This is a genomic window from Hymenobacter glacialis (genome assembly GCF_001816165.1).
Lineage (GTDB): Bacteria > Bacteroidota > Bacteroidia > Cytophagales > Hymenobacteraceae > Hymenobacter > Hymenobacter glacialis.
Genome location: NZ_MDZC01000064.1, coordinates 1 through 21,522 on the forward strand (window position 1 = coordinate 1; position 21,522 = coordinate 21,522).

Below are 21,522 nucleotides of genomic sequence, written 5' to 3' on the forward strand. Positions count from 1 at the left end.
CGCCCCGCCCATGGACGTACAGGCGCCCGCCCCACCCCGCCCACCCCGGGCGCCTCGCATGGACACGCAAGCCCTGCGCAACGAGTTGCGCAAAGACGGCCTGATTGCACCGGGCGACAAGGGATTTCAGTTGCAGCTCAATGCCTCCGGCATGACGGTGAACGGCAAGCGCCAGTCGGAGGAGCTCGCCGCGAAATACCACAAGCTGGTGGGCCACGACGACGGCCAGCGCCACAACCTAAACATTTCAGTGCAGGAGTAGCGGAACCCTTCCCGCCTCCCTACTTCAGCAAGGCCGGCTCTTCGCAAGGGGGCCGGTCTTTGGCGATTGGTCCTTTTTTCTGCTCAGGAAGTTAGGTCCCTGCACGCAACCTTCGGACCTTTGTGCCCATCTATAGACATCCCCGTAATCTGTTATTTATAGGGTTTAGTATTGGTTATAATGTTGCGTTTTTTATTGATTTGTTGGTTTGGATTGTGGGCAGGTGGGGTGTTTGGCCAAAGCCAGACACCTGGTAAAGGCACTGCAGGCGGGGCCCAGCCGGCGCCCAAGCGGCAATTGCAGGCCGTGCGCATCAGCTCCGGGGTGAAGCTCGACGGCGTGCTCGACGAAGCGGTGTGGCAGTCGGCGCCCGTGGCCACGCAGTTCTACGAGCTGGAGCCCACACCGGGCCGCCCCGAAAAATACCCCACCGAAGTACGTATCCTGTACGATGACGCGGCCATTTACGTGGGCGCCATCATGCACGACGTATCGCAGGATTCCATTCTGCGCGAGCTCACCGCCCGCGACAACATTGGCAACTCCGACTGGTTTGGGGTGTATTTTGATACCTACAACGACCACCTCAACGGCTACCAGTTCATTGTGACGCCGGGCGGGGTGCAGGTTGATGCCCGCCGGTCGCCGGCCAACGGCGAAGACGGCAACTGGAACGCCGTGTGGGAATCGCGCACCACCCTGCGCGGCAACGACTGGGTGGCCGAAATGCGCATCCCGTACTCGGCCATCCGGTTTAGCAAGGCCGCGGAGCAGGTATGGGGGCTGAATTTTGGCCGGCAGCGCCGTAGCACGCGCCAGAAGTTTTTCTGGAACGAGGTGAAGCCCCAGGTTTCGGGCTTCGTGAACCAGTGGGGCGAGCTCACGGGCATTAAGGACATCAAGCCGCCGCTGCGCCTCTCGCTCACGCCCTACATCTCCAGCTACGTTAACCACTTTCCCTACAAGGAGCAGGGCAGGCGCAATGCCAGCACCAGCTTCAACGGCGGGGCCGACGTGAAGTGGGGCATCAACGAAAGCTTCACGCTGGATGCCACGCTGGTGCCGGATTTTGGGCAGGTGCTCAGCGACAACCAGGTGCTCAACCTCTCGCCGTTTGAGGTGCAGTTCAGCGAAAATCGGCAGTTTTTTACCGAGGGCACCGAGTTGTTCAACAAAGGCGGCTTGTTTTATTCGCGCCGCGTGGGCGCCACGCCCATTGGGTTTGGCCAGGTGAATGGCCAGTTGCGGGCGGGAGCCAGGGTGGGCGATGGCACCCGGCGCCAGGGCGAATTCGTGGCCGAAAACCCCGGCGTGACGTCCCTGCTGAATGCCACCAAAATATCGGGCCGCACCAGCAAGGGCCTGGGCGTGGGTATCTTCAACGCCCTGAGCAACAACGTATACGCCGTGCTGCAGGATAGTACCACCGGCGCCCGGCGCGAGGTGCTCACTCAGCCCTTCAGCAACTACAGCATTGCGGTGCTCGACCAAAGCCTGAAGAACAACTCCTACGTGAGCCTCGTGAACACCAACGTGACGCGGGCCGGCCAGACCTACGACGCCAACGTGACCGGCGGCCTGTTTCGCTTCGCCAACAAAGCCAACAGCTACGCCCTCGACGGGCAGCTGGTGTACTCGCACCGGCGCGGCAAGGAGTTCAACTCGGAGCGCGACGTAGCAGACCAGAACGGCTACAAGTACTACCTGAATTTTGGCAAAATCAGCGGCAAATTCACTTGGGGCGTCGACCACGGCATCGAGTCGAATACCTACAATCCCAACGACCTGGGCCTGCTTTTTAGCAACAACAGCATTTCACAGTCCCTCAGCGCCAGCTACAACATTTACAAGCCTTTCTGGAAGGTGAACAACATGCGCACCTACGGCAGCGTGAGCTACTCGCTGCTGCAAACGCCCATGCGCTACCAGGAAGCAGGCCTGTACCTGGGTGGCAATACCACATTCACCAAAAGCTTCCTGACCACCGGCCTCGACCTGCAGGCCTTGCCGCTGGCCCGCGACTATTTCGACCCGCGCCGCGCGCCGCTGGGACGCTACTACGTGCGCAAGCCCGCCAATGCCCGCATCAACGGCTTTATGTCGTCGGACTACCGCAAGAAGTTTGCCTACGACGTGCGGTACGCCGCCCGCTTTTTCGCCGCCGACGGGGACCGCACCAACCGCAACACGCTGTATTTGAGCCTGAGCCCGCGCTACCGGGTCAGCGACCACCTTAGCTTTGTGTACGCGGCCAGCTATGAGCTGAAACGCAACCAGGTAGGCTACGCCGGCAGCCTCGACAGCCGACAGCCCGCCGACGCGGCCCTGCTCGCCGACTTCGGCGGCCGGAGCGGCGACGTGCTGCTCGGGCGCCGCGACGTGGTTACCATCAACAACACGGCCACGGGAATCTACACCTTCACCAACCGCATGTCGTTCAACATCCGCGTGCGGCACTACGTGAGCAACGTGCACTACCGCGACTTCTCGCGCCTGCGCCCCGACGGCGTGGAAAGCCCCGTGGACTACCAGCGCAACCGCGACAACACCTTCAATGCCTTCAACGTGGACGCCGTGTACTCGTGGTGGTTTGCGCCCGGCTCGCAAGTGAGCGTGGTGTGGAAAAACGCCGCGGCCCAGTCCTTCGAAGCCAACGCCGCCACCCCGCTGTACTTCGACAACCTGAGCAACACCATCAACACTGCCCACAACAACAACGTGTCGGTGAAGGTGCTCTACTACCTCGACTACCTCGCGCTGCGGCCCCGCCGCGGGTAGCGCCGTAGCGCGCAGCGCTACTTCGCGGCGGCCGTCTGCTGGTCGGCCAGCTTCACGGCTTCGTAGAGGTTCACGATGCCGCCGCTTTTGGAAAGGGAGGCAAAGTCCACCAGCTTTTGGGTACCGGGCTTATTCACTTTGGTGTGGTACGGCACCGCCGACTGCAGGATAATCTGCTTGATTTGCAGGGCCGTTAGCTGCGGAAAGTAGGACTTCAATACCGCCGCCACGCCGGCCACTACGGGCGCGGCCATGCTGGTGCCGCTGTAGGTGGCGTAGGTGTTGGCAGGCGTGGAGGAATAAATATCGACGCCGGGCGCAAACACGTCCACGGTCTGCTTGCCGAAGTTCGAGAATCTGGCCGCCAGCTCTAGGGTGTTGAGGCGGCTGCTGGCGCCCACCGTAATCTGGTTGGCAATGTCCTGGCCGTTGAGGTAGCGGGCCGAGGGGTAATTCAGGCCGGTGTCGTTGTCGTTGCTGCTGTTGCCGGCGGCGTGCACCAGCAGCACCCCTTTTTGGTCGGCGTACTGCATGGCCGCGTCCACCACGGCCTTGTCGGGCGAGTAGTCTTTGCCAAAGCTCATGCTGATAATCTGGGCCCCGTTGTCCACGGCGTAGCGAATGGCGTTGGCCACGTCCTTGTCGCGCTCATCGCCGCTGGGCGTTGAGCGCACGCTCATGATGCGTACCGCGCCGGCTACGCCATCGGCGCCGAGCTGATTGCCGCGCACGCCCGCAATAATGCCCGCGCAGTGCGTGCCATGGCTGGCATCGGGCCCCTGCGAGTCGGGGTTGCCGTAGCCGGTTTCAGCGAGGTTAGCCACGTCGTCGCCCACCAGGGGGCGCGGGTTGTAGGCCGGGTTCAGGCTTTTCTCCACCCGGTCGCGGGAGCGGGTAATGGCGTTGTTGAGGCTCTTGAGGGCATCGTCGGTGCTGGCGAAGTGGTTGCGACTCAAAAACGTGTACAGCGAACCGGCGCTTGGCACATCGGTCCGGGTGCGGGCCGCCTGCCGCAGCAGGGCCGTGTCGAGGCGGGTGGTGTTCAGGGCCTGCTTCATTTGCGCAAAGGAGGCCGTGTTGCTGTCGTAAGCCTCCGTGAGCGTCGAAAGCTGCTTGTTTTCGTTGGCCAGGTCTTTCAAATAAGAAGCCTTCGCCTGTTCGTACACGTCAAACTTAGCCTGGTCGGCTGCCGAAAACGCCTTGCGCTTTTTACCCTCAAACTGCAGCTTGTACTGGCCGTAGATGCGGGTCTGCTCCAGGGTTTCCACGGCAATGTTCTGCCCGTCTTTGCCACCCAGGAAGTTCCAGCCGCGCACGTCGTCCACGTAGCCGTTCTGGTCGTCATCCAGGCCGTTGCCGGCTATCTCGCCGGGTTTGCGCCACAACACGGCCTTTAAATCCTGGTGGGTGGAGTCGATGCCCGAGTCGAGCACAGCCACAATTACGGGCGTCGGCTTGCGGTTGGCCAGCAGCTCCCGGTACGCGCGGTCGGCGCTGATACCGGGCACGCCGTCGGCTTTCAAGTCCAGGTGCTGCCAGCGGCGCACGGCATCGGCTTGGGCACTGGCGCTAAGGCTGGTGAAGGATAAGAGGCCGAGCAGGGCCAGCTGGGGAAGGCGCGAAAGCGTGAAAGCGGGCATTGGAAACTATAAATGCAAAAAGACGCCGCTAAAGGTAGAAGCCTACGCCCCGGAAACCTCGCGGGTGCGGAAGTATTCGTGTGTGTAATTATTAGCCTCGTAGCCCGCCTGGCAAGCGCAGTAGCTCCGTGGCCGCTGCGAACGGAGTCAACTTACCAGCGGCCACGGCTTGCTGCACGGCGGGCAGGCGGGCGCGCACAGCGCCGTCGGCATAAAACTGGGTTTCCAGCTCCTGAGCTATGCTCTCATGCAGCCATTGCAGCTGCTGTTGCTGGCGGCGCAGTGGGAAATAGCCGTTTTGCTGCGTGGCCGTTGCATAGTCTTCAATAACCTTCCAGACCTCGGCCACGCCCGTGCCGCTCACGGCCGACGTGAGCAGCACCGGCTGCACCTGGCCCGACGGCGCGGGCGGAAACAGGTGCAGCGCGCTTTGGTAATCGATGCGGGCGCGGCGGGCGGCCTGCTCGTTGCCCTGGTCGGCCTTGGTGATGCACAGGGCATCGGCCATTTCCATAATGCCGCGCTTGACGCCCTGTAGCTCGTCGCGCGCCGGCGAGCATCAGCAGCAGGAAAAAATCGACCATGCCGTGCACGGTGGTTTCGGACTGACCCACGCCCACGGTTTCTACAAATATCACGTCGTGGCCGGCCGCTTCGCACAGCAGCAAGGCCTCGCGGGTGGCGCGGGCCACGCCGCCCAGGCTGCCGGCCGCGGGGGAAGGCCGAATAAAAGCGGCAGCGTGCGCCGACAGCCACGGCATCCGGGTTTTGTCGCCCAGAATGCTGCCGCCGCCGCGCTGGCTGCTGGGGTCCACGGCCAGCACGGCCAGCTTCTTGCCCAGCGTCTCCACCACGTACCGGCCCAGCGCTTCTATAAACGTGCTTTTGCCCACGCCGGGCACGCCCGTGATGCCCACGCGCAGGCTGCGGCCGGTGTGCGGCAGCACGGTTTGCAGCACTTCCTGGGCCAGGGCCTGGTCGGCGGGTAGGGTGCTTTCGACCAGCGTGATGGCGCGACCCAGCACCGTGCGGGTGCCGGCCAGGATGCCGGTGGCGTACTCAGCGGCAGAAAGGCGTTTGGGGGGCATAGGGACGAAGTACCAGCGGGGCAGGTGCGCAAAGTTGCCGGTGGCCGGCTTAATTTTCGAATTCAACCGGCAAGCTAACCGATAGGAAGGTGTAGCCACCGTTTCCCACTACCTTGTTGCGCCCTATGAAAACCCTTTGTTTCCTGCCTTTGGCCGCGCTGTTGGCCTTGCCCGCAATGGTGCGCGCCCAAAACGAGCTGAGCAATTTCTCGGCTACGGGCCGGGGCGGGGTCGCCAACAGCTTCGCCGAAGGCTACCAAGCAATAGGGGTGAACCCAGCCAATCTGGGCCGCAACGGCCAGGCAAAGGTCTCGTTTACCATTGGCGAGGTGGGGATAGGGGTGGCGTCCCGCTCGCTCAGCAAGTCTTTTTTTGAGCGCATCATCTTCGAGCGCACCGAAAGCATTGCCCCCGCCGACAAAGCCGCGCTGCAAAATGGTCTGGCCGACCGCGACGCGTTCAACCTCAACGTTGACGCCACCACACTGGGCCTGGCCATCAGCCTGCCCAACGGTCTGGGTAGTATTGCCGTGAGCAACCGCCAGCGCATCAGTGCTCACCTGGCCCTCAACCGCAACGCGGCCGATGTAGTCGTCAATGGCAAGTCAGCGGCCAGCCTGCAGCCCTATTACCCCACCACCGGGGCCGCCACGCTGCCACCGCCGCTACTGTCCGAGTTCCTGGATGGCACGGCCATTCAAATGGCCTGGACCAGCGAGTACAACATCGCCTACGGCTTGCGCGTGCTGGACAAGCTCGGCTTTAAGCTCTCGGCGGGCATAGGCTACCGCTATATTCAGGGCATCGGCATTGCCGATATTAGGGCCGAGGGAAGCGACCTGACGGCGTACTCGTCCCTGGCGCCCGTCTTTTCAGCCGATTACGGCGCCCTGGTCAACAGTCCCGATTTTAACTACAAAAACGGGGCGGTGCTGAGCCCCGTGGGCAGCGGGCACGGGGCCGACCTGGGCCTGTCGGCCGAAATTGGCAAGTTTTTGCAGGTCAGCGCCTCCCTCACTGACCTGGGCACTATGACGTGGACGGGCAACGTGGTGACGGCCACCAACCAGCAGCTGCAGCCCACCTCCGCCACCGGTATCGAGACCTACGACGTACTCAAGGAAGTGCTGCAACAGTTCGATGCCGACCAGCAAAACATCTTCGAGTACCAGGCCCAGCAGAAGCGCAGCGCCTCGCTGCCGGCCAAGGTCCGGCTGGGGGTGGGCTTCCGCCTCAGCAGCCTCTTCGAAGCCGGGGTGGACTTCACCGCGCCGCTTAACAAGGTTTCGGGCAACCTCACCGCCCCCTTTGTGGGCCTGGGCCTTGACTTTAAGCCCACGGGCTGGCTGCGCTTGAGCAGCGGCGTGAGCAATGGCGCGGGCTACGGCACCGGCGTGCCCCTGGGCATCACCCTGGTCACGCCCATTTGGGAGGCCGGAATCAGCTCGCGGGACGTTACGGGCTATTTCAGCGAAAAGAACCCGTACTACTCGCTGGGATTGGGTTTTCTGCGGTTCAAGATTGGCGGGCAGAACTAAGTAGTTGTTCAGAGGCATACATAGCACGTCATGCTGAGCTTGTCGAAGCATCTCTACCGCGTAAGTAAGTCTGATTACTAACGCGGTAGAGATGCTTGACAAGCTCAGCATGACCGCCTTTCTTGCTCCAGATAGTTTCGCGCGACTACCTCAACAGCCGCTGCTACTTGGCCGGCTACGGGATGACCACGAAGGCCGGGAGGCCCAGCTTGCTGCGGCGCCCGCCAAGCTTCACGCCTTCGTCAACGTACAGGCATTCTTTGCCCAGCAGGTTGGGTTGCTGGATGACGCCCAGGTTGGGGTTGTCTTCGCGAGCCACGTAGATGCGGCCGTCAGGGCCACGCTGCAGGGCGCCAATCTTGCGGTTGGCCGATTTGCCCACCAGCATTTTGTCTTTGGTCTTCAGGTCAAATTGCCAGATTTCGGTTTGGCCGCCGCCCACGCCGTTGCAGGTGCCGTAGAGCTTGCTGCCGTCGGGCGAAAACTCCACGCCGTAGGCCTCGGCGAAGGGCCCAAAGCTGCTGGGGTTGCTCACCTTGCCGGTGGTGCGGTCAAAATCATACACTTCAAACTTGTTGGTTTCACGCCAAAGGGCCGCCGCAAGTTTGCGGCCATCGGGCGAGAATTTCAGGGCGCCAATTGCGTTGCGGCCGGGGCCGGCGTTCATGCTGCCCACGTTGCTCAACAGGGGCTTGGCCGATACGCCATCGGCCGTGACGAGGTAGGAAACGAAGGCGTTGGAGTTCCAGCGGTGGGCCACTATCCAGGTGTCGCGGCCGTTGGCGTGGCGCACCGCGGCCAGCTTTTCGGCCACTGGCTGAATGAGCAGCAGGTTCACGCGGGGCAGGTCACCGAGGCCGTTTTCGCGGGTCATGTCCACAATGGAGTAGCGCAGGCCGTTGGGTGAGCCCTGGGGCGCCACCGTAAAAATGTAGAAGATATTGCCCGAGCCGGGGTCGGGCACGATGAGGGCCGATTGGGTGCTGCTGCCGCTGCCCATCAGCTTCACGCCGTTGGGCATCACGCGGTGCTCGCGGTTCCACACGGTTTGGCCGTTGGTGTAAAACAGCAGCTCGCCTTTGGAGCTGGTGGCCACGGCGCAGCCCTCGTAAGTGCTCATTTTGCCATCGTTCAAGGGCTTGGGCGTGTTGCCTTCGGCGAAGGTGAGGCCGGCCTGCTGGCCAAAATACCAGATGTCGGTGGGCCGCTGGGCCTGGGCGGCCACAGCCGCAAATAAGGGCAGGATTAGAAGGAAAAGACGTTTCATAGGAGCAAAAAGCAAGTGACGTTAGGGCTAAATGAAAAAATCGTGCCGGCTCGTGCGCAGGTCGTTTTGACGGCTCGCTCGGTCCACCGGCCAGCTCAGCAACAGCCCCAGCACCCCCAGCAGCGAGAGCGGCATTAGAAAGTACACCCACTGCAGTGCCACTGGGTTGCCCAGCGCCTGCGCCAGGCCGTTGAGGGGCAGCAGCAGGGGCAGTAGCAGCACTGGGAGCAGCAGGCGTAGCCGGCCGGGCAGGCGCGCTGCAAAGGCCAGCAGCGGCAGCAGCAGCACAGCATCATAGTATAGATGGTAGGTGGTGAGCAGCGTGAGCGTGCTGACGACAAGAAACAGCCACCACCCGGCCACCCGCTGGCCCTGTCGGTGCAGCCAGGCCAGGCGCAGGCCGGCCCCCAGCCACAGCAGGCCGTGCAGCAACACGTGCCACGTGCTGCTGCCGGGCCGCAGCCACTCCAGCACGTTGCCCAGCTCCAGCCGCAGCGTCATGCCCTGGGTGAGCGGGTAGTCGGGGTCGGCGGGGTCGAAGGACTGGGCGCGCACCTGCGCCAGAAGGTGCCGGTAAGTGGGCAGCAGCTCGGATGGGGCCGCCGCCCACTGCCACGCCACCGCACTCAGCAGGGCTACCACTGCCGCCGCCACGAGCAGGCTCCGCCATTGCTTTTTCCAGACAAACCAGGCTACAAACGGCAGCAGCAGCGTCACTTTGAAGGCGGCCAATCCGAGCAGTGCCCCGGCTGCTACGGGCCGCCAGCTCCCGCCGGCGGCCTGTAGCAGCCGGGGCTGGCTGGTGGCCTGCTGCCCATCGGGCCGCGTGCCGGGGCCGGCGGCGGGGCTCTCATTTAGTTGGGCAACGGCAAGGGCACCTACGCCCAATGCCAGGGCCAGGAAAGTGGGCTGCCCCGTGAGCAACGCCGGTACGGTGCCTTTCAGGGCGAAGGCGAAGATTAGTAAGTGCCACCAAGGTATGCCCGGCGCGCTTTCTGCCTTCGACAGGGCCGGCCACCAGCGCGCGGTGGCCAGCAGGCATAGCACCGCCAGCGCGCCCCACAGCGGCCAGGCCAATGCATACGCTAGCTGGCCCACCGTGAGCCCAAACAGCGCCACCGCCCACGGCGGGTAGAGAAAAGGGAGGTTGGGCAGGCCCGGCTCGGTGCGGCTCACGAGCTGCTCGGCGGCCACAATGCGCTGCCAGCCGCGCTTCAGCGTGGCGTCGTCGTAGGGGTTTTGGCCCTGGCGCAGCACCGCCTGGCCCACGTAGCAGGTGCGGAAGTCCATGGGCCGGTCGCTATTCGTGAGCCCGGGTTCGCGCAGCACGCGGCTCACGTTGAACAAGGCAATAAGGACCAGGAAAAACAGAACGGGACGCGGCACAGCGGCAAGTTAGCCAGTAGCGCTAAGCGGAGCCTCGCGCCCAAGCCCAGCGGGTGGATGGCCACGGGCTGCTTCGCGCTACTTACCGGCCACGGCCAGCGGGGCCAGCCCGGCTGGCTGGTGGTGGTGCTCAAAATACGCATACCCCGGCATCAGGCCGCGCCAAAACGACTGATGGGGGCTGGCGGAGCGCCTGGCCAACTCCGCTTCGGTGAGAGGAAATGGGAAAATGTGCACCGGAATCACGGCCTGCCCCGCCGCGCGGGCCGCCACGGCCAGCAGGTACACTTCCTCAATGCCGGCATCGGTGATGGGCAGGCAGCCCACCGTGACTGCGCCGCCGTGGATAAAAATATCGCCGCCCGGGTTGGGCTCGCCCAGAGAGCGGTCGGCGGCGTTGGGGTAGTTGAGGCCCAGCGAGAGGAGGTACTCGCTGTGGGGGTTGAAGCGGTCTATTTCGTAGAAGCCCTCCGGTACCTGGCGGTCGCCGGCGCGGCGCTTGGGGCCCAGCCGGCCGGAGGTGGCCGCCAGCGGATAGCGGTCCAGCAACAGAAATGCGCCGGCGCCTTGGTTACGGGCCCACACCTCCAGCTCCTGGTTGGTTTTAATGAGGCGGAACATCAGCTCCAGGCGCTGTGGGTCGAGGCCCCGGGCGCTTAGGCGTTCCGCAAGCACGGGGCCGGTGCCTGCCAGTGCCACTCGGACCCGTGAGAACTTGAGCTGCTGTTGCCAGAAGGCCGTTTGGGTTGGCAAGTCACCGGTGCTGGCGCGGTCCCCTTTGGCCGTGCAGCCCTGGGCCAGAAGTTGGTAAAGCGGTAGCAGCAGCAACACGCAGCCCGATAAGCAACGCAACATAAAGGGACAACCGGAACGATGAGAGATGGACCCTGTCATGCTGAGCAACGCGAAGCATCCTATCCCTACAGAACGACCGAGTCTATCCTGATAGGATGCTTCGCAGGCTCAGCATGACAACACCTTTTTGAACGGGCATTAACAACGACTGTCAGGTATTTATATTTTGCAGGGCTTGTCAAATTTCGATGCTCAAGGCACCTGTTCCTGTTGTGCCTGCAATTATCACGCTTGCCAGGCCGGTCATCTTTGCACTTCTGTTGCCGTATGCCATTTCTCCCGCCGCTACCAAGGCGACAACGGATGCCTGTGGGGCATTTATTGGGGCAAGCGGTGACGCGCGGTGTCATGCATTTCCCATCGTTCTGCTACTGGCGGCCATTGCCGCGCCTGTGGCTGTCCAATTGGTTTACCTCTCCTTCTTTCCTGTTTCCATGCAGCTCAAACCCCTCTTCGCTTTCCTCACCAGCCTTGCCAAACACAACGAGCGGCCGTGGTTCCAGGAGCGCAAAGCCACCTATGACCAGCTGCGCGCGCAGTTTGTGGAAGACGCGGAATTCTGGGCCCGCGAGCTCGCCCAGCTCGACCCCGTGCTGGCCGGGCCCGACGGCCGCACCAGCATCTTCCGCATTTACCGCGACGTGCGCTTCAGCAAAAACAAAGACCCTTACAAGACGCACTTTTCGGTATATTTCACGGCAGCGCTGGCAAAGAAGTGGATGCCCCGGGCTACTACCTGCAACTGGGTCCCAACGGCAACACCCTCATCGCCGGCGGCCTCCACCAACCCGACAAAAGCCAGCTGGCAGCCATCCGGCAGGAAATTGACTACAACGCCGACGAGCTGAAAGCCCTGCTGGCCGTCCCCGATTTTCAGCGCTATTTTGATGGAATGGGCGGCGAGAAGCTCAAGAAGTCGCCTGCTAATTATCCCATTGAGCACCCGGAAATTGAGCTGCTCAAGCACAAAAGCTTCACCGCCACCCACCACATGACGGATTCAGACGTGCTAAGCCATGCAGATTTCCGGGCCCACGTACTGGAAGTATTCCGCGCCATGGTCCCGTTTTGCCAGTTCTTGCGCCGGGCCGTGACGCCCTAAACGGCAGGAGCAAAGTGCCCGTCGCCCTCGCAAAAAGAAAAACGCCCGAAGCATCTCCTGCTTCGGGCGTTTTTTGTCAAAGTCGCTACGCGGACACAAAGCGCCGGATTGCGGCAACTTATGATTACCAGGTAACCAGCTCCTGTTCGTGGCCAACGCGGAATAAGGCGCTCTGCTTCCGGTCGCCGGCCTCCACGTTCACGATGTTCATCTGGTCGCCAAAGAGCTCGAGCAGCATGGCTTGCCGCAGCTGCACGCCGGGCACGGGGCCCGGCAGCGGCACTTTGCAGTAGAGCCAGTAGCCGTCCTTTTCGTTTTGCAGGCCCAGCACTTGCAAGGGCAAGGGCGCGCCGGCCGCAGTGCTGAACCGGAGGGTGCGCTGCAGGTAGGCGGTGGTCAGGGCCAGGGGCCGCGGGCCGGGCTCGCTCAGGCTCACCGGCGCGGGCTGGCCCTGCGAAATGGCTTTCTCAAAGTCATCCGTGAACACCTTTATCGCTACTTCCAGCTGCTTTTTGCTGGCGTTGTAGCGGAGCTCCATCAGGCTGGAATGGTAGGCGTGCAGTGCCCACGCCGCCGAAGTGGCCAACAGAATGAGGGCCACCAGGGCCGTCAGGCAGCGCGTTGCAAACCGGGTTTTCATGAGGAGTACCTGCGTTAAAGGGTCAAGTGGGCCCTAAAACGCTTTCATCACCTGCTTGATGATAAGCACGTAGGCCATCAGGCTCAGAATAAGAAACGTGCCAACTCGCTGGGCATCTTCCATGATGCGGTCCGAAGGCTTGCGGCGCGCAATCATTTCGTAGAGCAAAAACACCACGTGGCCGCCGTCGAGGGCCGGAATGGGCAGCAGGTTCATAAAGGCCAGCACCATGCTCAGGCCAGCCGCCAGGCCCCAGAAGTGCTGCCAGTCCCAGGTACCGCCGAATTGCTGGGCAATTTCCACGGGGCCGCCCAGGCTTTCGGAGGCCGAGATTTCGCCCCGGCCCATTTTGGCAAAAGCCCGGGCCTGCAGGCCAATCACGCCAAAGGCCTTGCTCACGCCCTGCGGAATGGACTCGGCCAGCGAATAGCTGCGGGTGCCCAGCTTCAGGGTCGACTTGCGCTCGAACCCGATGCGGCCCGACTCGCTCACGGCAATGGGCAGGGAAAGGGTCTGGCCGTTGCGCTCCACCACCACGGGAGCGGTTTTGCCCTTGTTGGCGAGCAGGGCGGACTGCAGCTCGTCGAAGAACTGCACGGGTTGCCCGCCCACGGTGGTAATCTTGTCGCCGGCCTTCAGGCCGCCTTTGGCGGCGGCCCCACCGGCTACCACGCGCTCCACGGCGAAGGTTTCGCGGGGGCGCACCAGCAGGCTATCCGCGCTTTGCTTGGCAAATTTGTCCAGGAAATTGGCGGGGATGTTGATGTCCACCAGCTGCCCGCCGCGCTCCACGGTGTAGAACGAGTTGGAGCCCATAATCACGTCGGGCTTGTACACGTCGTCGAACTCAGTGAACGGCCGGCCGTTGATTTTTACAATTTTGTCGCCGGTGCGGAAGCCAATTTCGCGGCCCAGCCCATTGGGCAGGACGCCGTAGCGCGCCTCCGAAGCCGGCAAAAACACGTCGCCGTAGTGGAAGGTCATCGCCGCAAAAATCACGATGCCCGTGATGACGTTCATGATGATGCCGCCCAGCATGACCAGCAGGCGCTGCCAGGCCGGCTTGCCGCGGAACTCGTCGGGCTGCGGCTCGGCCGCGAGCGAAGCCGCGTCCTGCGTCTCGTCTATCATGCCGTGAATCTGCACGTAGCCGCCCAGCGGAAACCAGCCGATGCCGTATTCCGTCTCGCCGATTTTTTTCTTTACCAGCGCGAAATTGGCCACGCTCGGCATCGGAAACAGGAAGTCGAAGAAGATGTAAAACTTATCGACCCGAATTTTAAAAAGCTTGGCGAAGGCAAAGTGACCGAATTCGTGCAAGCCAACAAGTAGCGACAGAGCCAGCAGGAGCTGGCCAATCATGGTGAGAATTTCCAAGGAGAATAACTGGTAAGGGAGGATTTTTTAACAGAACGTCATGCAGAGCGCAGCGAAGCATCTTGCCCGCCGCCGGTAATCAACGCCGTTGCAACGAAGCGGGCAAGATGCTGCGCTGCGCTCTGCATGACGGCGCCGAGCAAATAGACATTGAATCTTACAAGAGTGTTTCAGCAACGCGCCGCGTTTCTGCATCGGTGGCGACTAAGTCGTCCAGCAACGGCTCCGCAAGGTACGAAACCCGTGTCAGGCACTCTGCCACCAGGTCCGACATTTGCCGAAAGCCCACTTGCTCCCGCAAAAAAGCGGCCACGGCTACTTCGTTGGCCGCGTTGAGCACGCAGGGCGCGTTGCCGCCCCGGCGCATGGCCCCAAAGGCCAGTTCCAGGTTGGGGAACGCCGCGCGGTCGGGTGCCTCAAAAGTGAGGGTGGGGTAGTCGAGGAAAGAAAAGCGCGGGAACGTGTTGGCCAGCCGCTGCGGGTAGCCCAGCGCGTATTGAATGGGCAGCTTCATGTCGGGCAGACCCAGCTGGGCCTTCAGGGAGCCGTCTTCAAACTGCACCAGCGAATGCACAATGCTTTGGGGGTGCACCACCACGTCAATCTGCTCGTTGGTGAGGCCAAACAACCACTTGGCCTCAATCACCTCCAAGCCTTTGTTCATCAGGGAAGCCGAGTCGATGGTGATTTTGGCGCCCATGTCCCAGTTGGGGTGCTTCAGGGCCTGCGCCTTGGTCACGGACTCCATTTGCTGGGCCGTGCGGCCCCGAAACGGCCCGCCCGAGGCCGTGAGAATGATTTTCTCGATGGGGTTCTGTTCTTCGCCCACCAGGCACTGGAAAATGGCCGAATGCTCGGAATCGACGGGCAGCAGGCGCACGCCGTGCTCCCGCACCAGGCCCGTGATGAGCTCGCCGGCCACCACCAGGGTTTCCTTGTTGGCCAGGGCAATGTCCTTGCCGGCCCGAATGGCCGCCACCGTGGGCAGCAGCCCGGCGTAGCCTACCAGGGCCGTGAGCACGATGTCAATTTCGGGGCGGGTTACTACTTCGGCCAGCGCGGCGGAGCCGGCCAGTACCTGCGTTTCAGGCTGGCCCGCCAATGCGGCTTTCAGCGGCTGGTAAAAATCCTCGTCGCCAATGACCACCACGGCCGGCCTAAACTCTTGCGCCTGCCGGGCCAGCAGGTCCCACTGCCGCTGGGCGCTGAGCACCGCCACCCGGAACCGGCCCGGCTGCTGCCGCACCACTTCCAGGGCCTGCGTGCCAATGGAGCCCGTGGCTCCAAGCAGGGCCAGCGTTTTCACCTTCTTATTCTCAACCATAATGCTACAAACACGGAAACGCCACAAAAGTAAGGCACCTCCGCGTGGCCGAACTCAGGCACGCTGCAGCGTAGCCGCTACAAACTGGTCGATGACGCCCACAATCTCGTTGGCTTCGTGGGCGGTGGCAGGCGAGAGCTGGGCCGGGCCGGTGTTGGACACGGCGCTTTCGGCTAGGGCCGTGAGGCGGGCCAGCTGCTTGCCAATGGCCCGGTACACGAAGTCCCAGAGCACGGCGGTGGTGCCGGCGTGAGCGCCGAGCACGCGGCGCAGCTCCAGCAGGCGCATTACCAGGCTGGCCAGGGTGCCCAGCAACGAGCGTTCGACCGGCGAAAATTGCCGGGGTGGGCCGTCGTACAGGCAGAGCGAGCCAATGTTATGGCCGTCGGAAGTGCGCAGGTTGTGGCCAGCATAAAACTGCAGGCCTAGTTGCTGCAGCAAGGAAATGTCAACGTCCAGCGCGCTGGCTTTGGATAAATCTTCGAATACGGCCGTGCCATCCTGCAGATGGTGGCCGAGCACAGGCTTTGCGCCCGCGGAATTCGCTCGATGGCTACGGGAAGATTGTAGGGCGCCTTCACCAGCACCTCATCCTTTTCCACAATGGAAAGCATGGCATTGGAAACCCCAAACAGCCGAGCCGTGGCAGCTACTATTTCATCCAGCACTTTTTCGCTGCGCGCATCCAGCAGCTGGTACCGTTCAAGGGCATGCAGGCGGGCGGCGTCGTCGGCCGGAATTAGAGAGGAGGGGGTATTCAAAATTATAGGAGTAAGGTAGCAAGCTAACGAGATATCGCGCGGCTCAACTACCAGTGAGTAATAGCAGGGCGCGGCTGAGCTTGTACCCTTCACATTGTGCGAGGGTTACGCTTGCTATTAAAACTCCGATGGCGAAGCTGGCATAGTGCTCAGGAGCAGCTATGCAGCTCAAAATGTTCGGCGTACGCTGCTGCTCAGGAGCGCCGCAGCGTAGCCGCCACAAACTGGTCGATGATGACCACAATAGCAGTGGCTTCCTGGGCCGCCGCCGGCGTGAGCTGGGCGGAAGAGCCTTTGGGTACTACCCGTTCGGCCAGTTCCAGGAGGCGGGCCAACTGCTCGCTGATAGCGCGGTACACAAAATCCCAGAGCACAGCGGTTGCCCCCAGGTGGGCGCCCAGCGTGCGGCGCAGCTCCAGCAGGCGCATCACCAGCCGTGCAATGGTGCCAAGCAGGATGCGCTCGGCGGGGTTGAACTGGCGGGGTGGCCCGTCATAAAGGCACAGCGAGCCAATGTTGTGCCCGTCGGGCGTGCGCAGGCTGTGGGCCGCATAGAAGTGCAGTCCCAGCTGCCGAACAAGGGACGTGTCCACGCCGGGGGCGCTGGCTTTGTGCAGGTCCTCAAACACGGCCGTGTCGTCCTGCAGGATGGTAGAGGAGCACAGGCTTTGCTCCCGTGGCAAGCGCTCAATGTCCACGGGCAGGTTGTAGGTCGCTTTCAGCAGCACCGTGTCCTTTTCCACGATGGAGAGCATGGCGTTGGACACATGGAATAGCCGCGCGGTGGCAGCTACCACGTCGTCCAGCACCTTTTCGTTGCGGGCATCGAGTATCTGGTAGCGCTCGAGGGCGCGTAGGCGGGCCTCGTCGTTGGCCGGTATAAGGGATTCAGGAACTGAGCTCACGGCGTTGGATAAGGGCGTTCAACAAAAAACCAGAGACCTTTAAGAGCAACAAAAACCGCTGCCTGCTGGTGGGCCGGTAGTAATCCCCGCCACTCAAAGCCGGTATTTAGGTGCTGTTTTGTACCTGTTATTCAATGAATTGCAGCAATAAATATACTATTGAATGGGTTTGTTTTTTTGTCCCAATATTTTTCTTGCAGTAGCCGTGTCGTGCTGCTAGTAGGGCCGCTGCTGCTGCCTTTGGTGGTTCTTGCCAGCAGGGCAGGCGCCGCCCGTTACCTTTGAATTTGTGTCTGCTACCTCATCTGTTGATTACGACGTTGCCATTATTGGGGCGGGCCCGGCGGGTGCGGCCTGCGCCCTGGGCCTGCGCCGGAGCGGCCTGCGCGTGGCCCTGCTCGACAAGGCCCAGTTCCCCCGCGACAAGGTGTGCGGCGACGCCATCCCCGGCCAGGCCCTGAAAGCCCTGCGCCAGCTCGACCCCGCCTTCGCCGCTGCCCTGTGGCAGCTGGAACCGCGCGACGCCGTGCGCCGGTCCCGCCTGGTGGCGCCCAACGGCGGCAGCCTGGAGCTGGAGTGGAAGCTGCCCAGCTTCAACTCTCCGCGCGAATCCTTCGATAATGCCTTGCTGGAGCTGGTGCGCACGCACGCCCCGGCCACCACTATTCTGGAAAACACCAGCCTGAAGGGCCTGCACATGGCCCCCGACCACGTGGAGTTGCAGCCCACCCACGGCCCCGCAATCACCTGTGGGCTCGTGATTGGCTGCGACGGGGCCAACTCCGTGGTGGGCCGCAAGCTGCTGCCCGAACCCCGGCTGGCGCGGGCGCATCATTGCGTGGGCGTGCGGGCCTACTATGAAAACATTGCGGGGGCCGAGAGCGGCACCACCGAGTTTTTTCTCACCCGCGACTACCTGGCGGGCTACCTCTGGCTGTTTCCGGTGGGGCAGGGCCGCTACAACGTGGGCCTGGGCATGCTGGCCGAAGTGGTGGCCGCGCACAAAGTAGACCTCAAGGAAACCATGGTGCGGCTGCTGGCCACGCACCCGGCGCTGGCCGGCCGATTTGCCGAAGCCCGGCAGCTGGGGGCCATTGTGGGGTTTGGGCTGCCGCTGGGCGGGGGCCGGGTGCGCCCCATAAGCGGCGAGCGGTTTTTGCTGTGCGGCGACGCCGCCTCGCTTATAGACCCGCTGCAGGGCCACGGCATCGACACGGCCATTCAGAGCGGCCTGCTGGCGGCTACACAGGCGGCGGCCTGCTTCGCCAAGCAGGATTTTGGCGCCGCCCACATGGCGGCCTATGATGAGCAGGTAGCTGCGAAAATTGGCCGCAAGCTGGCCAAAAGCTACCGCCTCATGCGCTTTCTGAGCACCAAGCCGTGGCTGGTGAACGCGGCCGTGGGCCTGGCGCGCGTGCCCGGCCTCAAGCGGTGGGTGCAGAAGGCCATTGGGTAAGGTAGGATTGGACGGGGTAGGGAGGCAATTGAGTGGTCAAGCAGAAATATTTATTATTTATCGCCACCGGAAATTAATGCTTGCGAATAGAATTAAAAACTCCTAATTTGCTTTCGCTTACCACAAGAAGCGCCCACTATGTCCTTGTTCAGCAGCACTATCCTTTTTAATAACTCGAATAATAATAATTTATTCCGAGATAGAAAGGCTATTGTTCCGAGGACAAAATCCAAGAACAAATTTTCAATTTGAAAAGCCTTTCGTAATTCGGAAGGCTTTTTTTTTAGCCCTTCCCAGCCCCTGAGGCCCTAGTCCGGAAATCAAAAAAACTCCCCAGCGGGAGGCGGCTCCCTATTGCCCAAACCCAGCCGCTGTCAACCCAACGCCATCAACTTTTTCAAACTTCAACCCCCAATTTATTTACGCATGGAAACCACTGCACCCCCCACTGCCTGGCCCGCCACCACCGACCTGCTAGAAACCGAAGTGGCCCTGACGTTCGTGAAGGAAACCTTTGCCAGGGAGCTGGCCCGGCAGCTGCACCTTGTGAAAGTATCGGCCCCGCTGGTGGTGCTCGATGGCACGGGCATCAACGACGATTTGAACGGGGTGGAGCTGCCCGTGGGCTTCCCCATTAAGGCCCTGGACGAGCAGCGGGCCGTGGTGGTGCACTCGCTGGCCAAGTGGAAGCGCCTGCGCCTGCGCGAGCTGGGCATTCCCGCCGGCCGGGGCCTGCTGACTGACATGCGCGCCCTGCGCCCCGACGAGGACTACAGCCCCATCCACTCCATTTACGTGGACCAGTGGGACTGGGAAAAGCACGTGCTGCCCGAGCAGCGCACGCTGGCATTCCTGAAAACCACCGTCGAAACCATCTACGCGGCCCTGCTGACCACCGAGCAGCGGGTGAGCGAGGAGTTTGGCATTGCGCCGGTACTGCCCCCGAGCATTGCCTTTGTGCACGCCGAGGACTTGCTGCTGCGCTACCCCACCCTCACGCCCAAGCAGCGCGAGCACGAAGCCGCCCGCGAATACGGCGCGGTGTTCCTGATGGGCATTGGTGGCCCGCTAAGCCACGGCGAAATCCACGACGGCCGCGCCCCCGACTACGACGACTGGAGCACCCTGAACGAGGACGGCCACCGCGGCCTGAACGGCGATATTCTGCTCTGGAACCCAGTGCTGGAAAGCGCTTTTGAGGTGTCGTCGATGGGGATTCGGGTGGATAAGGTGGCCCTGGCCCGGCAGCTGGAAGTGCGCGGTTGCCCCGAGCGCGCGGCCCTGCGGTTTCACCACCTGCTCCTGAGCGACCAACTGCCCCAGAGCATCGGCGGCGGCATTGGGCAGTCGCGGGTGTGCATGTATTTGCTGCGCAAAGCCCACATCGGTGAAGTGCAGGTGAGCTTGTGGTCTGATGCCGTGCGCGAGGAAATGGCCGAAACAGGCGTGGCGCTGCTCTAGCAACAGGCCGGCCAGCGGCTGCGCTGCACAGAATTATGAAGGGAATGAGCGACTTAACAGCGGTTCATTCCCTTTTTTTATACCCCGAGAGCCACGCGCTGCCTGGAGCGCACGGCGCGCCAGAACAGTAAGCGCTGGCACGGCAGCCACAGTGTTTTTTAAGTCGCAGCTGCTCTGTATTTTCGGGTCTCACCGGCGCTTGGGCTATGCAGAATTACTACTGGGTTTTGGGGGTGGGCACCACGGCCACGGCGGTGCAGATTGAGGAAGCCTACGCGCGGCAGCGGGCCCGCTTCAAGCGGCTGGCCGTGGTGGACAGGGTGATGAAAGCCCGCCTGGCCGATGTAGAAGCGGGCTTCGGCATTCTGGGCAACCCCCGGCGCCGGCTGGCCTACGACCTGCTGCTGGCTCAGGAGCCGCCCGCTTCCCACCCGCTGCCGCACCACGCCGACGACAAGCTGCTGGGTTACGCCCGCGTAGCCCGCCGCCTCAACGCGGCCTTGCTGGCCTGCTGCCTGCTGCTGGGCCTGGATTGGGCGCTGCCGCAACACAAATACGCCAATGAAACCGTGCGCACCCGGTTTCCGGTGTCGGTATCTTCATCCCTCAGCAACCCGCAGCTGGCTTACCGCGTGCACACCGAGCACACCGCGTTCCGGCTGCCCAGCAGCATTGGGCACCGCGTGCGCGAAGACCAGCACATTACGGTGTGGAAAACGCCTTTGCTGGGGGTGGTGCGCCGCGTCAGCTCCGCGGCTTCGCCCGATGGCCCGGCTCCGTTTGAGCCGTATGGGGCCACTATTTACGGAGTGTTTGCGTTTTTGCCGTTGGTGGTGGCGCTGGTGGCCGCCGTGGGCGTGTGGCCGGGTCGCTCGCCCGAGCTGGTGGTGAACACCGCTTCCGTGGGCGGGCTGCTGGCCGTGCTGGCGCTGCTGGTGTTGCTCTGGTTTTAAGGACGACTTAAAAAAACCTGAGAGAGCCTAATTGGTATAAGACAGGAAAATTGCGTGGCCCGGAGCGCATCGGGATATGGTGCGCTGTCCATACCCTACTGCGGTGCTGCTCCGTTACCCATCCCGAATTATCAATTTTTACCCATGGATTCTACTTCCTCCCGCCCCGAAGACCTGTTGCTTGATGCTGCCCGGCGCGGCGATGTGCCCGCCCTGAAAGAGTTGCTGGCCACCGGCCTCGACGCGAACGCCACCACCGACAAAGGCTTTACCCTGCTGACACTGGTTTGCTACGGCGACCACCTGGCCGCCGCCCGGTTCCTACTGGAAGCCGGCGCCGACCCCAACCTGCAGGACGCGAGCGGCAACACGGCTCTGATGGGCGTGAGCTTCAAGGGCAATGTAGAAATCGCTCGACTCCTCATGCAGCACGGGGCCAACCTCGACCTTCAAAACAGCACCGGCGGCACGGCCCTCATGTTTGCCGTCCAATTTGGCCGTAACAACATGGTGCAGCTGTTGCTGGAAGCCGGCGCCAACAAGGACATCGCCGATGCACGCGGCTACACCGCGCGCGGCCTAGCCGTGCAGCAAGGCAACGACGAAGCATTAAGCCAGCTGGAGTAGTCTCGGGCTCTCTAAAAAAGGCGACATGAAGTCACTTTCGTAGCTTCATGTCGCCTTTTTTTGCTCGCTAAAAGCCGCACGGATAGCCTGTGTTTTCGCTAA

Annotated in this window: 17 protein-coding genes and 2 pseudogenes; 8 read left to right on the plus strand and 11 right to left on the minus strand. The window is 62.4% G+C overall.

Annotation, left to right across the window (positions count from 1 at the left end; all coding sequences use genetic code 11):
- Together BEN48_RS09825 and BEN48_RS09830 are read left to right on the plus strand one after the other, a co-directional pair.
- On the plus strand, positions 1-262 hold a 262-nt coding region (locus BEN48_RS09825), incomplete at its 5' end, for a hypothetical protein (RefSeq protein ID WP_206599844.1).
- 306 nt (positions 263-568) lie between these two features.
- On the plus strand, positions 569-3,040 hold the full coding sequence (locus tag BEN48_RS09830; RefSeq protein ID WP_158010145.1) for a DUF5916 domain-containing protein: 2,472 nt from the start codon (positions 569-571) through the stop codon (positions 3,038-3,040).
- Between the two features lie 17 nt (positions 3,041-3,057).
- Here BEN48_RS09830 and BEN48_RS09835 read toward each other — a convergent pair whose 3' ends face one another.
- Together BEN48_RS09835 and meaB are read right to left on the minus strand one after the other, a co-directional pair.
- Positions 3,058-4,680, minus strand: a complete 1,623-nt coding sequence (locus BEN48_RS09835; RefSeq protein WP_083320939.1) for a S8 family serine peptidase — start codon at positions 4,678-4,680, stop codon at positions 3,058-3,060.
- A gap of 91 nt (positions 4,681-4,771) precedes the next feature.
- Positions 4,772-5,768 (minus strand): annotated as a pseudogene (meaB, locus tag BEN48_RS09840) (methylmalonyl Co-A mutase-associated GTPase MeaB).
- A gap of 125 nt (positions 5,769-5,893) precedes the next feature.
- Between meaB and BEN48_RS09845 the strand changes: the two are divergent.
- Complete coding sequence (locus BEN48_RS09845; protein WP_125932573.1) at positions 5,894-7,306, plus strand: DUF5723 family protein; 1,413 nt, start codon at positions 5,894-5,896, stop codon at positions 7,304-7,306.
- A 175-nt stretch (positions 7,307-7,481) separates the two neighbouring features.
- On the opposite strand, the gene BEN48_RS09850 is transcribed toward BEN48_RS09845, so the two are convergent.
- The 3 genes from BEN48_RS09850 to BEN48_RS09860 all read right to left on the minus strand — a co-directional run bounded on the left by BEN48_RS09850 (position 7,482) and on the right by BEN48_RS09860 (position 10,790).
- Complete coding sequence (locus BEN48_RS09850) at positions 7,482-8,573, minus strand: hypothetical protein (protein ID WP_070734486.1); 1,092 nt, start codon at positions 8,571-8,573, stop codon at positions 7,482-7,484.
- A 27-nt stretch (positions 8,574-8,600) separates the two neighbouring features.
- Positions 8,601-9,959: a glycosyltransferase 87 family protein gene (locus tag BEN48_RS09855; protein WP_125932574.1), complete on the minus strand. Its 1,359-nt coding sequence runs from the start codon at positions 9,957-9,959 to the stop codon at positions 8,601-8,603.
- 78 nt (positions 9,960-10,037) lie between these two features.
- Positions 10,038-10,790, minus strand: coding sequence for a L,D-transpeptidase family protein (locus BEN48_RS09860; RefSeq protein WP_206599845.1), 753 nt, complete (start codon positions 10,788-10,790; stop codon positions 10,038-10,040).
- 458 nt (positions 10,791-11,248) lie between these two features.
- Between BEN48_RS09860 and BEN48_RS19750 the strand changes: the two are divergent.
- A pseudogene (locus tag BEN48_RS19750) lies at positions 11,249-11,916 on the plus strand (DUF2461 domain-containing protein).
- Positions 11,917-12,040: 124 nt separating this feature from the next.
- Here BEN48_RS19750 and BEN48_RS09870 read toward each other — a convergent pair.
- From BEN48_RS09870 to BEN48_RS09895, 6 genes are all read right to left on the minus strand, one after another.
- Entirely contained in the window at positions 12,041-12,556 is a 516-nt protein-coding gene (locus BEN48_RS09870) for a DUF6702 family protein (RefSeq protein WP_070724632.1), read from the minus strand.
- Between the two features lie 33 nt (positions 12,557-12,589).
- A complete protein-coding gene (rseP, locus tag BEN48_RS09875; RefSeq protein ID WP_070734489.1) occupies positions 12,590-13,933 on the minus strand; it encodes an RIP metalloprotease RseP in 1,344 nt (447 codons plus the stop codon).
- A gap of 157 nt (positions 13,934-14,090) precedes the next feature.
- Positions 14,091-15,257 (minus strand): 1-deoxy-D-xylulose-5-phosphate reductoisomerase, encoded by a 1,167-nt coding sequence (locus BEN48_RS09880; protein ID WP_070734491.1) that lies wholly within the window; start codon positions 15,255-15,257, stop codon positions 14,091-14,093.
- A gap of 54 nt (positions 15,258-15,311) precedes the next feature.
- Entirely contained in the window at positions 15,312-15,779 is a 468-nt protein-coding gene (locus BEN48_RS09885) for a GAF domain-containing protein (protein ID WP_070734493.1), read from the minus strand.
- Complete coding sequence (locus BEN48_RS18750; RefSeq protein WP_125932576.1) at positions 15,683-16,018, minus strand: hypothetical protein; 336 nt, start codon at positions 16,016-16,018, stop codon at positions 15,683-15,685. The genes BEN48_RS09885 and BEN48_RS18750 overlap by 97 nt, the downstream gene beginning before the upstream one ends.
- A 194-nt stretch (positions 16,019-16,212) precedes the next feature.
- Positions 16,213-16,923 (minus strand): GAF domain-containing protein, encoded by a 711-nt coding sequence (locus BEN48_RS09895; protein ID WP_070734496.1) that lies wholly within the window; start codon positions 16,921-16,923, stop codon positions 16,213-16,215.
- A 289-nt stretch (positions 16,924-17,212) separates the two neighbouring features.
- On the opposite strand from BEN48_RS09895, the gene BEN48_RS09900 reads away from it, so the two are divergent.
- The 4 genes from BEN48_RS09900 (at position 17,213) to BEN48_RS09915 (ending at position 21,420) form a co-directional block, all read left to right on the plus strand.
- The gene (locus BEN48_RS09900) at positions 17,213-18,379 is read left to right on the plus strand and encodes an NAD(P)/FAD-dependent oxidoreductase (RefSeq protein ID WP_070734497.1); all 1,167 of its coding nucleotides are present in this window, start codon (positions 17,213-17,215) and stop codon (positions 18,377-18,379) included.
- Positions 18,380-18,805: 426 nt separating this feature from the next.
- Positions 18,806-19,840, plus strand: a complete 1,035-nt coding sequence (gene asnA / locus BEN48_RS09905) for an aspartate--ammonia ligase (RefSeq protein WP_070734499.1) — start codon at positions 18,806-18,808, stop codon at positions 19,838-19,840.
- Positions 19,841-20,046: 206 nt separating this feature from the next.
- The gene (locus BEN48_RS09910; RefSeq protein ID WP_070734500.1) at positions 20,047-20,793 is read left to right on the plus strand and encodes a J domain-containing protein; all 747 of its coding nucleotides are present in this window, start codon (positions 20,047-20,049) and stop codon (positions 20,791-20,793) included.
- Between the two features lie 144 nt (positions 20,794-20,937).
- Positions 20,938-21,420 (plus strand): ankyrin repeat domain-containing protein, encoded by a 483-nt coding sequence (locus BEN48_RS09915; RefSeq protein WP_070734501.1) that lies wholly within the window; start codon positions 20,938-20,940, stop codon positions 21,418-21,420.
- Positions 21,421-21,522: the final 102 nt, after the last annotated feature.

Coding starts and splice junctions, on each gene's coding strand:
- asnA (WP_070734499.1), top strand. CDS start 18,806: ATGGAAACCACTGCACCCCCCACTGCCTGGCCCGCCACCACCGACCTG.
- BEN48_RS09870 (WP_070724632.1), bottom strand. CDS start 12,556: ATGAAAACCCGGTTTGCAACGCGCTGCCTGACGGCCCTGGTGGCCCTC.
- BEN48_RS09850 (WP_070734486.1), bottom strand. CDS start 8,573: ATGAAACGTCTTTTCCTTCTAATCCTGCCCTTATTTGCGGCTGTGGCC.
- BEN48_RS09835 (WP_083320939.1), bottom strand. CDS start 4,680: ATGCCCGCTTTCACGCTTTCGCGCCTTCCCCAGCTGGCCCTGCTCGGC.
- BEN48_RS09910 (WP_070734500.1), top strand. CDS start 20,047: ATGCAGAATTACTACTGGGTTTTGGGGGTGGGCACCACGGCCACGGCG.
- BEN48_RS09845 (WP_125932573.1), top strand. CDS start 5,894: ATGAAAACCCTTTGTTTCCTGCCTTTGGCCGCGCTGTTGGCCTTGCCC.
- BEN48_RS09880 (WP_070734491.1), bottom strand. CDS start 15,257: ATGGTTGAGAATAAGAAGGTGAAAACGCTGGCCCTGCTTGGAGCCACG.
- BEN48_RS09915 (WP_070734501.1), top strand. CDS start 20,938: ATGGATTCTACTTCCTCCCGCCCCGAAGACCTGTTGCTTGATGCTGCC.